This window comes from Lacunimicrobium album, assembly GCF_052161635.1.
Taxonomy (GTDB): domain Bacteria; phylum Planctomycetota; class Planctomycetia; order Planctomycetales; family Planctomycetaceae; genus SXPC01.
The window spans coordinates 4,856,045-4,871,281 of sequence record NZ_CP197413.1; the positions used below are offsets into that span (position 1 = coordinate 4,856,045).

The 15,237-nt window shown below is 55.6% G+C and carries 15 protein-coding genes; 10 read left to right on the plus strand and 5 right to left on the minus strand.

Annotated elements, in window-relative coordinates:
- Positions 1-92: 92 nt before the first annotated feature.
- The gene (locus SH248x_RS19495) at positions 93-314 is read left to right on the plus strand and encodes a hypothetical protein (protein ID WP_459555995.1); all 222 of its coding nucleotides are present in this window, start codon (positions 93-95) and stop codon (positions 312-314) included.
- Positions 315-413: 99 nt separating this feature from the next.
- On the opposite strand, the gene SH248x_RS19500 is transcribed toward SH248x_RS19495, so the two are convergent.
- Entirely contained in the window at positions 414-1,193 is a 780-nt protein-coding gene (locus SH248x_RS19500; protein WP_459555996.1) for a metallophosphoesterase family protein, read from the minus strand.
- Between the two features lie 255 nt (positions 1,194-1,448).
- Here SH248x_RS19500 and SH248x_RS19505 point away from each other — a divergent pair, with 255 nt between their 5' ends.
- The 4 genes from SH248x_RS19505 to SH248x_RS19520 all read left to right on the plus strand — a co-directional run bounded on the left by SH248x_RS19505 (position 1,449) and on the right by SH248x_RS19520 (position 4,564).
- Positions 1,449-1,748, plus strand: a complete 300-nt coding sequence (locus SH248x_RS19505) for a hypothetical protein (RefSeq protein ID WP_459555997.1) — start codon at positions 1,449-1,451, stop codon at positions 1,746-1,748.
- Between the two features lie 74 nt (positions 1,749-1,822).
- Complete coding sequence (locus tag SH248x_RS19510; protein ID WP_459555998.1) at positions 1,823-2,446, plus strand: NfeD family protein; 624 nt, start codon at positions 1,823-1,825, stop codon at positions 2,444-2,446.
- 194 nt (positions 2,447-2,640) lie between these two features.
- Positions 2,641-3,726 carry a flotillin-like FloA family protein gene (gene floA / locus SH248x_RS19515; protein ID WP_459555999.1) on the plus strand — a complete coding sequence of 362 codons (1,086 nt, stop codon included), beginning with the start codon at positions 2,641-2,643 and terminating at the stop codon, positions 3,724-3,726.
- A gap of 103 nt (positions 3,727-3,829) precedes the next feature.
- Positions 3,830-4,564, plus strand: coding sequence for a hypothetical protein (locus SH248x_RS19520; protein ID WP_459556000.1), 735 nt, complete (start codon positions 3,830-3,832; stop codon positions 4,562-4,564).
- Between the two features lie 233 nt (positions 4,565-4,797).
- Here SH248x_RS19520 and SH248x_RS19525 read toward each other — a convergent pair whose 3' ends face one another.
- A complete protein-coding gene (locus SH248x_RS19525; protein WP_459556001.1) occupies positions 4,798-5,496 on the minus strand; it encodes a diacylglycerol kinase in 699 nt (232 codons plus the stop codon).
- Positions 5,493-8,666: an LPS-assembly protein LptD gene (locus SH248x_RS19530; protein ID WP_459556002.1), complete on the minus strand. Its 3,174-nt coding sequence runs from the start codon at positions 8,664-8,666 to the stop codon at positions 5,493-5,495. Before SH248x_RS19530 ends, SH248x_RS19525 begins: the two co-directional genes overlap by 4 nt.
- Before the next feature lie 420 nt (positions 8,667-9,086).
- Between SH248x_RS19530 and SH248x_RS19535 the strand changes: the two genes are divergently transcribed.
- The 3 genes from SH248x_RS19535 to SH248x_RS19545 all read left to right on the plus strand — a co-directional run bounded on the left by SH248x_RS19535 (position 9,087) and on the right by SH248x_RS19545 (position 11,485).
- On the plus strand, positions 9,087-9,665 hold the full coding sequence (locus SH248x_RS19535) for a DJ-1/PfpI family protein (RefSeq protein ID WP_459556003.1): 579 nt from the start codon (positions 9,087-9,089) through the stop codon (positions 9,663-9,665).
- 233 nt (positions 9,666-9,898) lie between these two features.
- Positions 9,899-11,023, plus strand: a complete 1,125-nt coding sequence (locus SH248x_RS19540; RefSeq protein WP_459556004.1) for an SGNH/GDSL hydrolase family protein — start codon at positions 9,899-9,901, stop codon at positions 11,021-11,023.
- 126 nt (positions 11,024-11,149) lie between these two features.
- On the plus strand, positions 11,150-11,485 hold the full coding sequence (locus SH248x_RS19545; protein WP_459556005.1) for a hypothetical protein: 336 nt from the start codon (positions 11,150-11,152) through the stop codon (positions 11,483-11,485).
- 100 nt (positions 11,486-11,585) lie between these two features.
- On the opposite strand, the gene SH248x_RS19550 is transcribed toward SH248x_RS19545, so the two are convergent.
- Positions 11,586-12,536 carry a MerR family transcriptional regulator gene (locus tag SH248x_RS19550; protein WP_459556006.1) on the minus strand — a complete coding sequence of 317 codons (951 nt, stop codon included), beginning with the start codon at positions 12,534-12,536 and terminating at the stop codon, positions 11,586-11,588.
- 226 nt (positions 12,537-12,762) lie between these two features.
- On the opposite strand from SH248x_RS19550, the gene SH248x_RS19555 reads away from it, so the two are divergent.
- On the plus strand, positions 12,763-13,722 hold the full coding sequence (locus tag SH248x_RS19555; RefSeq protein ID WP_459556007.1) for a sigma-70 family RNA polymerase sigma factor: 960 nt from the start codon (positions 12,763-12,765) through the stop codon (positions 13,720-13,722).
- 327 nt (positions 13,723-14,049) lie between these two features.
- Here SH248x_RS19555 and SH248x_RS19560 read toward each other — a convergent pair whose 3' ends face one another.
- Positions 14,050-14,679 (minus strand): hypothetical protein, encoded by a 630-nt coding sequence (locus SH248x_RS19560; RefSeq protein ID WP_459556008.1) that lies wholly within the window; start codon positions 14,677-14,679, stop codon positions 14,050-14,052.
- Positions 14,680-14,880: 201 nt separating this feature from the next.
- Between SH248x_RS19560 and SH248x_RS19565 the strand changes: the two genes are divergently transcribed.
- Entirely contained in the window at positions 14,881-15,222 is a 342-nt protein-coding gene (locus SH248x_RS19565; protein WP_459556009.1) for a VOC family protein, read from the plus strand.
- Positions 15,223-15,237 lie beyond the last annotated feature (15 nt).

Consider the following 15,237-nt stretch of genomic DNA (forward strand, 5'->3'; position numbering starts at 1 on the left):
GAAAGGCAACAAACCGTCTGAGTCACAACACATTCCCGGTGCGTACAATGAATGTGTTACTCAGTCATTCACATCTCTCAGGGAGAACAACCATGCGAACCCTCATCTTCGGTCTGGTCATTGCCGCGGGAATGCTGCTGGTTTCCAGTCGCTCTGCGGACGCTCAGGTTATCAGTCGCAATAACCCGTATCGCTCGTTCAACGTCAGCGGCGTGAACTACGGCTCGATGCAGTGGGAGAAACAGCACCGAGGCAACACCGGCGTTTACAAGTCAACGACGACACAAAGAAGAGTCTTTCGTCGCTGGCGTTAAGAACGAAAAGTGTGCCACGGCTGTGTCAGCCGTGACGGAGTCGATGACGCGTCCCTAGCGCAGTTTCACGGCCGACACGGCCATGGCACGCCGGAATTACTATTCAGGCTCCAGCGGTGCAAAAATGGTGGTCTCCATCTCCGAGATGTCATTGGGGCCGTAGTTCAGCATCTCGTCTTTGGTCACCTGCCCGCCAGTTCTCAGGACGGTGGCGGTGATGTCGATCGCCCAGGCAGGGATGCCGACGTCGCGCATTTGTTGGAGTGTCTCGTCGATCGGATACGGGACGCGATGAAGTTCGATCTTGCCATCTTCGATGATCGCGTACGCCGCGTCCGGGTTCCCATCGCGAGGCTGACCGACGCTGCCAGGGTTGAGGATGGTCATGTGGCCCAGGTCGAGAACGAACGGCATGTGGGTGTGGCCGACGATCGCAAGACTGGCTGAGAGTCCCTCCATGCGTTTGGTCCAGGCCTCTGCATCAGGGCCAAGGTATTCGTCCATCGAGTCCTTGGGAGTGGCGTGGACCATGTACGTCGACAGGCCATCAACGTTGATCTGCTGGGTGGTCGGCAAGCGTCCCAGAAGCTTCAGTTGAAGCGTGTTGAGGGCCTTCCAGTTGATGGGGCGTGTAATGTAGGCGAGCTTACGAAAGCCATGCAGCGAGCTGGGAAGAATCCGCTGGGCGACGGCGTGATCATGGTTGCCCCGGACAGCATACTGGACGTTCTCCGTGAACCATTTCATGCAGGGAGCAGGATCGGTCAGATAGTCGACCAGATCACCCGCGCACAGGCACACATCGAAACGCTCGCGTTCGACGATGGCCCGAAGTGCCGGCCAGTTGCCATGGATATCGGCCAGAACAAGAATCCGCATCAGATCACGTTACAAGCCGGACGATCTCGAAGCAATTCCGAATTTCACGTTCCCGTCACAGAGAGGTGGCAATGTTGATCTTCAGAAATCAATGCCTGCTGATGACTTCGTCGATTTGTTCTCTCGGAAAGTATTAACCTGGTCTCCTCTCGCGCGAAACTTCCCGTTTTCACGGGTTCTGGTTGACGCGTACACCTCGCGGGCGGTTAAATGGTGGTTGTGAATGCAACTCTGGATCCCTCATGATGGTGAGCTATGGTGGCAGATACTTTTCAACACATGACTTTGCGTGACAAGCTGACCGAGATCGATCGCCTGTCGCGCGAACTCAACGAGCACATCGAACACGGCTTCCTCTCGAAGACCCGTGAGCTTTCGCGTCTGGCCAGAAAAGGTCGCAATGGCGAGGAAGAAACCGGCATCACCGACCGGACCATCCGCGATACCGCCTCTCAAGTCATCGCCAGTGAACGATTCACCGAAGATATCTATAATCAGCTCTCCCGCCTGCTGGTCTCGGTCGATGAAGAGCTGTCGAAAATGATCAATGGCTGACGCTGTCTCGGCCGTGAAGTTTTGTTGGAAGGATAACGCAACGCGATGCCACAGACCGTGAAACGAGGCTGGACATGAACGGCCTGACGGCTCTGATACTGCTTGTCATCGCGATGCTGATTCTCATCGCGGAAGTCTTTGTCCCCTCGGGCGGTACGCTGACGGTGACAATGGCGGGCGTTCTGGCGGCTTCTATTTACTACGCCTACAAAGCCTGGTGGATGACGCACCCGCATCTGTTCATCGCCTACCTGATGTCGCTGCTGGTGATCGTGCCGGGAACGATCATTTACGCAATGTACCTGCTGCCTCGCACGAGATTTGGGCGACGCATCATTCAGGAAGCTCCTTCGCTGGAAGAAGTCACGCCGTTTCAAAACGAGCAGCACAACCTCGAAAAACTCATCGGCCGCGAAGGTCTGGCCGTCTCGCAACTCTCGCCCGGCGGAATGGTGACCGTCAATGGAATCCGTCATCACGCGCTGACAGAGACGTTGTGGATCGACGCGAACACACCCGTCATCGTCGAGAAGGTGACAGGTGTCAGACTGGTTGTCAGGCCCATGCAGGAGGCGGATCGCAAGCCAGAGCCACTCGTCGTCGAGGCAGGCCGGGAAGATCCGGACCAACTGGTCGAAGAGAAAAACGAGGCGGACATGCTGCCTCCCCAGTCTTTGGACCTCGATTTCAAGCCGTAAATCCCGGCGTGACAGGCGGTTCACGCGGTCGTCTCGACTTTTGAAAAGAACCTGTGATCCGGTTCCCGCTCGCCTGCGTTCGTGGATATGTTGGCGTGGACTTGACTGCGCGTTACACTATGTTGAACACCTGTCTGTGCATTTCTGCCAGTTGACGTGTTGCTCGTTGAAATAGACCAGTTTGAGAGACACCAATGACGTCACTCGCTTCCCTGATAAATCTGCTTCCGATCGCTCAGCTTGAAAATGCCGGTCAGGAGACATGGATCTTCGCGTTCTTCATCGCGATCATCATCTTGATCGTGCTCCTGGTCTTCATTGGCTTTTTCTTCCGCTACATCGGGTTGTGGATCCAGAGTATCACGACCGGTGCAGGCATCGGACTGGCCAACATCATCATGATGACCATCCGGAAGGTGAACCCGACCGTCATCGTGCGAGCCAAGATGATGGCCGTCCAGGCGGGACTGACAAAGTCTTACAACATCTCCACCCGCGCACTCGAAGCTCACTACCTTGCTGGTGGCAACGTCCCGAATGTCATCCGCGCCTTGATCGCAGCTCACCGGGCCAACATCGATCTCGACTGGCAGACCGCTCAGGCGATTGACCTGGCTGGTCGTGACATTCTCGAAGCCGTTCGGACCAGCGTTTATCCCAAGGTCATCGACTGTCCAGACCCGGCCAAGTCCGCAGGCACTCTCGATGCCGTCGCAGGTGATGGCATTCAGTTGAAAGCCCGTGCCCGCGTCACCGTGCGGACCAACCTGCAGCAACTCATCGGGGGAGCCACCGAAGAAACGATCATCGCCCGCGTCGGCCAGGGGATCGTTCAGGCCATCGGCTCGACCGCGTCTTATAAAATCGTCCTTGAGAATCCTGATCGAATTTCTCAAACCGTCCTCAACCAGGGGCTCGAAGCACAGACCGCCTTCGAGATCGTCTCGATCGACATCGCAGACATCGACGTCGGCGATAACATCGGCGCCCGACTCCAGGCCGATCAAGCCGAGGCCGACATGCGAGTCGCCCAGGCGAAAGCAGAACAGGCCCGAGCCGACTTTCAGGCCCGCGAGCAGGAAATGGTCGCCAAGACTCAGGAAAACCAGGCGAAAGTCGTCCTCGCCGAAGCAGAAGTCCCGGTCGCGATTTCTCAGGCCTTCCGCGAACAGCGTCTGGGCGTCGTCGATTATTACGAACTGAAGAACCTGCAAGCCGATACCAAGATGAGGATGTCAATCTCAGGACAGTCCGATGATGGCGGTGCCCTGGGACGATAATCCCAAGGGTGGCTGGCGTCAGGTTTGGTAGCTGCCCCCAGTAAACAGCGTGCAGATTTTTTTGTTGTCTCAAAGGTAATCGAGAAAGCCAGAAAGACGATTTATGGACCAGCTGATCGTTCTGGCGGTGTTCTTTATAATCTGGTTTATTGGCTGGATAGGGAACCTCGGGAAAGCCAAGCAACAACCCCCCGTCAAAGGCCAGCCTGCGCGAGGTCCACAACCAGCTGCTCCCGCTGATGAGAAGCTGAAAGCAGAGATCGAACGCTTCCTGCAGGACGTCGGCGTCAAGCCCGCTCCTCAGCAAAAGCCCCCCGCCCCTGTCGATCAACCCCCGCCCTTCGTCCAGCAACAGCCCGTCGAACGTCCTCCAATCATCGCCCAGCAGAGAAAACCTGATCAGCCTCGACGCGGCCCGAAGAAAGCCCAGCAGCCCAAGAAGAAGCCGCAGCAGCCGACTCGGTCAACGTACACCCCCTCCTCGTCGAACGTCTCGAATTTTAACAATCGCGCCGACGACCTCGCCAACAAACACCTGGCTGCCAGTACCGTCGGGGAATCCGTTCGAGACCAGCATCTCAAGCCAAACGTCACGGCTCCGATGCAGGAATACATCAATCGCCGCCTGCAGGGCCAGCCTCACGAAGACGCCGCCAGCAGCCTGCGAGCGCAACTTTCCCCCGAAGAACTCACCAAAGCCGCCGGCTTATTCCAGGACCAGCGCGCGGGCGGAAAAAACAAAACCGTCCCCGTCATGGCGATGCTACGCAACCCTCAAACCGTCCGACAGGCCATCATTGTCAGCGAAATTCTCAAGCGACCAATCCGACGACGCTGATGACGTTTGTCTCTTCTGAATGTGCCATGCTTGCAGCTTTGAGCAAGCATGCAGCGCTGCGCGAGAGTGGAGATGAGAAAGTAGAGAGTAGAAAGAATGGTGTTTCGCCTTTTCTACTTTCTACTCTCTCCGATCAACTTTCTCGCGAAGCGCCGCTCCACCCAAAGCCGTGAACATGGCACGACTTTTTAAGACAGTGCTGGTTTAAGCTGCGATTCGTACAAGAATCCAGGTTACGGTCCGACGAAGTCGACCATGCCTTGCTGCTTGAACCAGTTCCATAAATGCGACGCGAACACGCAGGCAATCGCTAAGCAACTGCCAATCGTAGCTGTCATCACGGCAGCGGTGCCAATGCGGGTCAGTTCTGTCGGCAGAGGGTCGGCTGTCGGGATCCGCAGGTCAGGATTCGATTGCGAAGACGCAACACCCGGAAGCTGGAGAATGTCATGGCTCGAATCCGACGTATCGACGGCAGCGTCAACAGGCGTATTCGGCAAGGCTTTGGCGATACGCAGCAACGCACACTGAAACATCTCGGCTGACATGACCATCGAGAAGCAGACAATCATCACGGCCCACTCAAAGAACGTGACGCCGACAACGAAAGCACTGCAGATGACCAGACTGGCGATGAAGAAATGAACAAAGAACGAACTCTCCGAACGAAAGCTCTGCGTCCAGCCTCGCTCGGTATCGACCCACCGCTGACGCCAGGGTGATCGACGCGGCCCGTCGAAGCCGTCGAATTCGTCGATCAGCGACTTTGATGCTGGTGCTGCTGACGCTGTTGTCGACGACGAGGACATTTCTTTCGGCCTCATCCAGGTCGCAGGGTTCAGGTCCACAAGTTTCGGGCGAGCCAGCGGGCTGCGATAAGGGCCCTCGGCTTTGTGGGACGGCTCACGTTGTGGATTGGGAAGGGCTGTCATCGGATCCCCAGCAACGAACTCAATTGAGTATTAGATGAGTTGAAGGCCCCAAAACGTGGTTCGATCGAGAAGATCACCCCCACATTGTCTTTACTAGTGTCGACATTCGCCCCGACGTGGAAGATGAAATCTTGTCCCAGACGAGAAACCGTCAGCGACTGCCCACGGTCCTGCATCTCGGCGACGTCATAACTGGTTCCAAAGGTCGCGATCCATTTTTGAGACATCGCGTACGACGTGCTGAAGTTAATCAGGCGGCTCTCCACCGGCCCAGCTTCGATTTGTCGATACCCAAGATACATCGAGCCACGCAGGCTCCGCTGGGACAGAATCCCGACATCCCACATCTGCGGAGCCGATTCAAAGAAGTCGAGATAGGCGTTCGCGAGCAGTTTCGTCCGCGAGCCAACGTCCCAGGTGTAGTGAGCATCGACGACGCCGATGTCCTCGCCGTAGTTGTCACGGTCGGCATTCAGGAAGTACGAGATCCCCAGATCAAGTGTCATCCAGTCAATGATCTGCTGATCTTCTGGGGGACCGACTTTCGTCTGCAGGCGGTGACGGGACGTCGCACGGACGACGTGTTGATCGTCGACCAGTTCAAAGTACGGTGACGTCACAGACGAGCCCGCATTGTTGCGGACGGCAAAGTATCGCGGATCAAACGGCGAAGTCGCATACCCCGGAATCAATGGCAGCGCACCACCAAAGGTATTGACCAGCATCCGTTCCCGGAATCGTTCCTGTGAGTTGTCATCGAATTCGTTGTATTGAGGAATACTCTCCAGACCGCGAGAGGCTTCGGCATAGTAATACTCCATGCCGAGTTCATGCTTGTGAGCCAGCCCATTAAGGCCGAGGATATCGCTTTGCACGCCCGGGAACAGCTTGTGGAACATGATGCTGCTGCGAACGCCAGCCTGCCCGTAGTAACGATCGATGTCATTGCCGGTGAAACCATCATCCTGCCAGAAGGCGGCTTCTCCCAGAACGTACGGGACGACTTTCACCGGCCCGACATTGAACGGCAGCGAGAGTTCATGGCGTGACTGTGCCACCACTCCATCCGCCTGTGGGAAGTACGGGAGAGGCGTGAAGACGTCGTCAGGATCCGTCGGGCCTTCAATCGCACCGATGACCCCGTAACCGACCGAGGAATGCTGACTGTAGTTGAGCCAGTCATTGAGCAGAGGCTCACCAAGAAGTGTCGCTTCGGCTTTCGGCAGCCAGTCTGTCTGGTAATCGAAGTCATTGAGGTTATACCGACCCCAGATCGAGAGATTGAGATTGTCGAACTGGTGAGCCATTTCCAGGCGCGTATCGTAGTCTTTGCCCGTATCGAACTCGTTCTCGTAATACTGTTCGAGGAAGTTACGATCCGACAGAAACCCCAGTTCGCCGACCAGCGTCGTATCAGGGGCAAGAGCCTGACGGTGACGCCACAGAACCTTCCCGCGATTGCTGTCCTTGGGAACGAGGTCACGTCGATTCAAACCAAGGTTGTCCAACCCGTCGTCATGAATGTAGTAGGCATCGAACTGCCCGTAATAAGGACCCGGAACATCGAAGACATCCTGCCCTTCGTAGACAACTTCCGTCCCAATCCCCGGCCCTCGGTCAGACAGGAAATCCAGATTCAAGTCCCACGTCGTCCCGGGAGCCAGATCAACCCCCATCAATTTCGCGAAGTTCCAGGTCGAACGCAGCTGTGTTCCGAAGATCCGGTCTTGCGCAAAACTCAACTCGCGAATCGGTATCTGCGGATCCTCAGCCGGGCCCGTCAAATACGGCGTATAAAACACCGGCAGGTCATTCAGGAAGAGCGTGTTGTTCGTCGAAGTCACCCAGGGAACCGCGCGCGGCTTCACCTTCCCCGTTGCCGGATCGATCTGGAAATCGTCTTCGCCCAGCCACGGCAGGTCGTAACGATTTTCAAAGAAGATGTCACTGGCCTGCAGACGGTAGGTTGGCTTACCGAACTGGCTGGCCGTCACCCAGGCATTCTGGGCATGGAATTTCTCGCTATTCAATTGGCGGATTCGATCCGCTCGAACGCGGACAGACCCCTGCAGTTCCGGGATGTAGGCCTGCAACTCGCTGTTAATCAACAGGGCTCGCTCTTCGCGAATGTCAAAGAAAGCCTGTTGCGCCTTGATCAGATTCATTCCCTGACGGACTTCAATGTTCCCTTCGAGATAAACCTGCAGCGGGACATTGGTCCCTTGGAACATCTCCGGAGAGAAGTTGCCCGATTCGTCCATCTGCGTCCAGATAACGACCTTATCCGCCGTCAGATCGAGAACGCCGCCGCTGTTTGATCCCTGATAGGCCTCGATCTCCCCCAGCTGGTTCATGCCACTAATCTGGTCGATTCCTCGAACCAGAACATTCACCCCGCCCGTGATGACAGTGATCTGCTCGGGAGGAAACGTATTGTCCGAAGGAGAACTCCGCCAGTTGAGTGGCTCGGAACTTCGTGGAGAAATCACAACCGACCGAACCCCCGCATCCGGCTGCAGCAATTGGACAGGAGCTTGCGAAGACGGATCGGGAATCGGAGCCAGTGGCGGCGCCATCATCTGCGGCTGCGCCTGGCTCAGCTGGTCGGGAACAGGAGGAACTAGATGCTGCGTCAACTGCAGACCTTGTCGTTCCACCGCCGTGTAGGCAGTCAGGAGAAGCGGGTCCGTCGTCGGAGGCTCTTCCTCGAGCAGTCGGGGAACATCGATTTTGAAACCCGCGGTCGTATCGAGTTGGACCAGATCCATAGCTTTGTGAGAACGCTGCAGGCCATGTTCAACATCCACGCCGCCGTTCGCAAAGACGACGAAGCGGTCATGATTGGCATGCTGCGATTTCCAGACAACCAGCTGCTGACACGACATCCAGGAATCCCCCTGACTGACGTGACACTGACCTCGCAGCAGATAAACCTGATACTGCTTGCCGGTTTTGTCTTCTCCAAACCACGTCTGCCCAAACGTCGCGCGAATCGAAATAACGTCTTCGAACGTCGGCAGATTCGGCTGAGTGATCTGGACTTCAGCGGGCTCGAACAGATGGCCAGGTTCGATGGTCGCATCAAGACGGGCAGGGGACTGTGCCATCAATTTCAAAGGAGCAATAAAGACCAACACCGCAGCGATCATCAACCAGAAGACGGCGCGCACGACGATCTCGCGCCGCGGACGATACGCCGCACGCCAGACCCACAGACAGTCCTTGTCGTCGTGAAGGTGAAGGCTCAGAGGAAATACACCTATTTAGTACTCAGGCTTCATGCCGAGCGTTGAAGTGCGGAAAACCGAAGACTCGGGGACGTGGCGAAGAACTGATGGCTCTCGTGTTCGAACAGGCGAGAGTTCAAAGTTTTTTACCAGATTCCCTCAAGAATCGGGGGCTTCCTGACGGGGCGGGAGTATAAGCCAAGAAAGAAAAATGAGTCAATCCGGGACATCGCCAGCCGGTCTGCCTGAAAAGGGATAGGTAAATAGCTACAATTTCTAGAGTTAGATCAAGGCGAACGGGAGCAGATGTTCCCTCGTGCCTGCTAGACATCGTGATCTGCGACAGATAAGGAGAACTTCCCCATGGCGAAACGCATTCTGATTCTTGCTGGCGACTTCGTGGAAGACTACGAGCTGATGGTTCCCTACCAGGCGCTGGTCATGATGGGGTACGAAGTTGACGTGGTTTGCCCCGACAAAAAAGCAGGCGATAAAATCCCGACCGCGATCCATGACTTCGAAGGGGACCAGACCTATACCGAGAAGCGTGGCCACAACTTCGCCCTGACCGCGACCTTCTCCGACATCAAGCTCGACAGCTATGCAGGCCTGCTCATCCCCGGCGGCCGCTCTCCGGAATACCTGCGCGTCGACAAACGCTGTCTGGAGATCGTCAAAGCCTTCTTCTCTGCCAATAAACCAGTCGCCGCGACCTGTCATGCCGCGCAACTGCTGGCTGCTGCAGAAGTTATCAAAGGACGTAGCCTGACATGCTACCCGGCATGCGAGCCGGACGTGAAGCTGGCAGGCGGGACCTACCAGGCCATCGCCATTGACGGAGCCTACGTCGATGGCAACCTCGTCAGCTCACCCGCCTGGCCGGGAAACCCTGCCTGGGTACGCGAATTCGTCAAACTCCTGGGTGCAAAAATAGAGATTTGAGAAAAACTGCGTAAATTGAACCCATGAGAGTATTTGAGTGGTTTATAAATGAGTGTGCCGTCTGGGAATCGTTTGCCATCTAGGCAGACGGTCAGCGATTGCCTACAATTTCGCATCAATCGCAGTTGTTGAACAACGCTCCCGGGTCAAGGATGAGCTGGCTGGTCAACACCCCTCTGCGAAATTGTCCTGTTTGTTGTGTCCAGGAATACTCACAAGCCAGGTGCCCACTCATGTCCCCATCGCCACGAAGACGTGGGGGAATGCTCTCGCGCAGTGATTCGTCACGTCGACGCCGTATCAGCATCCCTCTCGCCCAAGCTTATCTCGATTCCCTCAACCAGCCAGCCGCCCCGACTCTCCGTCCCGAGCCCGCTAGCAGGCCTGCTTTTGAGCCACAACCCGTGGTCATTCACAAGCAGGTGGTAATGCAGACGCAGACCGTCCGAGAAACAGTCACCGTCCCGCCACGAGTCGCGACTCCCAGCGAGCAGCTGCGCGCATACCTCGAAAACGGCGGCGATATCACGCTGCGAACGGTTCCCCGTTCGAAACGACGTGGCGAAATTCTGGATGAAGTCGATATTCGTCCTGCTTCGTCCATGCTCGAGACGATCTTTGCGCGTCCCGCCAAAGGGCGACGCTGGCCTTCCGATCCCTCCGCCCAGGCCGCCCCGTTCGTCGGCGAGCTTTCGGGGTTCAATGCCATTCGCGAACTGCTGCATCGCGAAGATCCAGTCATCTGGATGTTCGTCGGCGATGACGCGAACCTGTCTTTGACGAAAGGCAAATCTGATCCGGCCTCATATCATCGCATGTTCGCAGACCGCCTGCGTCAGGAACTCTATCGTTCGGATGATCTGGCACTCGCAGAAGGCGGTACCAAAGCCAGTGTACTTGACCACCTGAAACGCTGGCCGAAGACGCGACGAAAGTTCCAGCCCAACGTCCTGTTCTACATGCCCACTCAGGCCGACTTTGAACTTTTCGGACCATCCCCTCAAACCTACCTGAACGGCGTGCGCGAATTTCTCGACGCCATTCGCTTACATGACGTTCAGCCGATTGTGCAAACGACCTGGCTGCTGCCACGCAAGCATGAGTATCACCGTCTCTCCTACGCGCTCGCTGAAGACCTGCGTCTCCTGGCCGCAGAATTCGATCTCCCTCTCATCGACCACCACCATCGCTGGGAGATGGCCAACCGTACGATCAACACCGAGCGCTGGCTGGATCACAAGAAATTCACTCCCGATCACGTCGGCCAGATCGCCCTCGCGATGGAGATCTTCCACGAGCTCGACCTGTTCGAGCAGCGGAGTCTGATCTGCAATCAGGAACGCCTGCTGATCTGCTAGACATGAGTCGATCAGTCGCAGACAGGCAGATTGGCCTTGCAAGATCCGGACAGATTTCTCAGAGTGTAAGAGTCTCGTTTGCATACAAACCATTGTTGGAACGCCTGCGGTCTGCCGGCGCTCTCGATGATTTCGCAAACTAATCCGTTCAACGCCTTCCCGGCGCAAGTACATGATGTGGTTGAACGCATGAGTGCACCCAAACAAGCCAAACTGGGCTCCGGCTCAAAAATCAGCATCAAGCCCGATGTGACAATCCCGGAATGCCCCGACGTCAACGCCGGCGGCTGGACCGGTATGATCGTCGAAACCAAAGGCAAAGGCGCTGATATGAAGTGCATCGTCGAATGGGACGATGCCACTGTCGTCAAGATCCCGCAAGCTTATAAAGACCACTGCGAAAAAACCGGCCTGTACTTCATGATGGCCTGCTTCCCGCTGAGCGAAATCGAGCCCGTCTAATCGCTGTCTCTCTTATGCTTTATTCCCTGTACAGGGTAGTCCGGGTTGTCCCAACCCGGACGGCGCAGCCGCCAGAATCACCTCGATCGCGCAAGACGCGTCATTCCTTTTCAACACTTCCCTCACTCTCCCCGGTTGGCATCTCCGGCTGAGGCGGAACGTACTGTGTCTTCGCGAATGCTTCCAGGTGCTGCATGCTGTCTGCAAACGCCGTATAACGCAGCGTCTTACGCAGTTCGACATCAACAGTCCGTCCCCCCAAAAGCAGCGCCGTTCCCATCGATTCCGCAAGGTCGTACAGCGAGTTAATCCCCTCACGAAACTGGTCGACATCTTCGATATAGCTCGCACTGATCCAGAAGATCTTCGGCTTCGATCGAATCAAAGCCAGCTTCAAGCTTTCAAACGGGATGTTGGTTCCCAGGGACGTGGCTCGCCAGCCAAGACTGCGAAACACATGCTCGACACAAATGGTCGCGAGTGTGTATTGGTCGCCCGAGCAAGTTCCCCCCATCGCGAGCGGAGCATTGGGGAGACCATAGGGAATCGCAGCCGTCAGCTCGAAGAGAACCTTCTGCGCGATCTGGCAGCCACGGCGTTCTTCGAAGATATCAATCTGACCACATTCCCAGGCGTTGCCGATGTCTTCAAACGCGGCGGCGAAAACCTGATCAATCATCTGGCTGAGCGGAATGTTTGACAGGTACAGGTCATACAGGACACGCCGCGCGATTTCTTCGTTTCCCGAGACCAGCGCGTCTCGAAACATCAGTCGACTGCGTGCAACAACTCGCTCACCCTGGCCCGACAGACTGGGCAGGCCCAGGACACCAGGATCGACGATCGAGTGACCACTTTCCCGCAGAAATCGCATGACTTCCTGGATTGGAAGACGGCGGTGTCCACCAGCCGTTTTCTTCATGTGAATGACGCCCTGATCACACCAGCGTTTCAGCGACGATTCGCTGACGCCGATGGCCTTGGCGACCTGTTTGGGAGTGAAGAGAGTTTGCACGATCTGACCGGTTTGAATGATTTGCGACGATGGCATCTGCGTGACGAGTTCCCGTCAAAACGCAGATCCAATGAAATCATAGATCGGCAGCCAAAGGGTAGCACGGGATAATCACTGCCTGAGAGACGAAAAAAGAAGAGAAACAGCCAAATGAACGATTTGAACGAATTTGGCTCTTGAGTCGTGTCCGGGAACGTCTATGATGATCTTTGAATACGCTTGAACGAACTCTGCGATCACCTCCTGTGCAAAGCGATCGACGATGAAATCTTCCTCCGCTCCGAAGACGCAAAAACGCTCCTCGACCGTCAAGAAGAAGGTCTCTAGCCCGCGAAAGCGTCCTGGCTCGACCAGTTCGATTTCCTACATCCACAACGCTGCTTTCGAAGCAAAAGACGCGGAAAAAGCGATTCTGCTGGCACCCTATCCTCAGCGAAACTCCACTCGCTCGGGCGTTCGCAGCCGCCCCAAAGATATTCCGTCCTATCTGGCAAGCATGTACGAGATCCCTCTTCTGACACCCGAACAGGAGGCCTACCTGTTCTGCCAGATGAATTTTCTCAAATACCAGGCTGCACAAATCGAAGCGTCACTGCACGCTTCCCGACCATCGCCGAAGAAAACGCAGCAGATGCAGGCCTGTCTGGAAAAGGCCGATCAGGTTCGCAATCAGATCACCCGGGCAAACCTGCGTCTGGTTGTCTCAATTTCCAAACGATTCGCAGACAATATCAGCTCCTTCGATGATCTCGTCGGCGAAGGCAACATCGCCCTGATGTATGCTGTCGACAAGTTCGATTTCAGCAAGGGATTCCGCTTCAGCACCTACGCCACCCACGCCGTGCAACGCAGCTTTTATCGCAGCATTGGCCGACGCCAGAAGGAACACCAGCGATTTTACCTCGGCGCCAGCGACGACCAGTTCGTCGCCATCGAAAGTCATGATGACACCGATGAGCAAAGCCAGATCGACCCCACGTCTTACGAGCAGCTTTATCAGAAGGTCATCCATGAGATGTCACACCTCCTGGACGAGCGTGAACGCTACATTCTCCTGGCACGCTTCGGAATTCAACACGACGGCCAGGAACTGACCCTGAAACTCGTCGCTGATCAACTCGGCATCTGTAAAGAACGGGTCCGCCAACTCCAGAACAGGGCTCTGGTCAAACTTCAAGACGCCGCCCAGCAGATCATGACAAACCAGGAAGTAGTAGCGTAGTGGGAGTTCTGAACGGGAGGGCGAGGCTCCGTCCGAGCCGCTGTCCCGCGTTGCACCCTATATCGACGACTCGATATTGATTTTCACATCTTAGTCTGAGGCCTGAAGGGCCGTCATCAGTCAGCCCAGGATGAAATCCTGGGGTAACGTAGTTGAGAAATATCTCCCGTCCTGTAGGGACGGCTCACCATGAATCCCACGATGAACCCACCCCTTCAGGATGGTGATGTATCAAAGGTCTCCTGATCCCAGGGTTTCACCTGGGCTGGTAGAAATCGTCCCTTCAGGACGAAAAAAAAGACTCCCTGCGTAAGCAAACATTCCACATCACTGCGAAATAGTGACGTCCATAAACTCCGCAGGATGACTCGCGTACCGGCTTTGCAGGAACTTCAGCGTCTTCCAGCGAAGACTATGCTGTAGCTGTTCGAACTTCGGTGACTCATCACCCAGCGTCGTCAGGATGCTCTTTTTTATCAGCATCGCCCGGATTTTCCGAGTTTTGAGTTCTCCGCCGCATTCGCAGGTCAGGCAGATGAGATACGACTCGGAACGAATCGGCAGTCCGAGGTCTTGTCGAATGATGCCATCAGAAAACTTCTCGGAAATCTCGTTGAGAAGGCTGTTCAAATAGAACCACAATTCCGAGGTCGGGATCGGAATCATGGGATTCTCAAGCGTCGTTTTGACAGCGTATTTCTGTAACTGCTCAGCAGCATGTTGATTGAGGAAGACTTCCGCGGCCGGTTTTTCGCTGATCGTGCGGATCTGCAAGACTCCATTTTCGAGCCGATTCAGCGAAACATTGACCCGATTAAGGAACTCCTGCTTTTTCCAACTCGCTTTCGCGCGACGTCGTCCGAAATACCAGCCGATACCCGCAATCACGATCCCCCAGACGAATTTCATCCAGTTGTCATCGAGGTATTCGAGAATCGTTTGAATCAGTTCGGACATGTTGTTTGTCTTACGATGTTTGTTTTGACAAGCGAATCGGGCAATTGGACGAGCCCAGCGACGTCGTTACAATGGGAGACATCATCCGTTTGGTCAAGATCATCTCATGCCGAACAAACGCAGGTCACGCGCTGTCGGATCAATAAGAAATCCACGACGATCCCTGCCTTCCTTCCTCCTGCAGACTAAAGACACCTACTCATGGCCGATACCGGACATAGCCTCGATGCATTGCATCACATCGCAATTAAAGTCGACAACATCGCCGAAGCCATCACATGGTATCAGGAGCAGTTCCGCTGTGAGATCGCCTACCAGGATGCCACCTGGGGCCTGCTCAAATTCCGCAACATCTACATGGCCCTCGTCCTGCCAGACCAGCACCCCCCACACCTGGGCTTCTCCACCCCCAAAGCAGCCGAGTTCGGCGAGCTGAAACTCCACCGCGATAAAACAAAATCGGTCTACACATCAGACCCCTTCGGAAACGTCCTGGAAATGCTCGACGCCCAATCGATCGTCGACGCGGGCATGGAAGTTTGACTTATAGGAGTTATT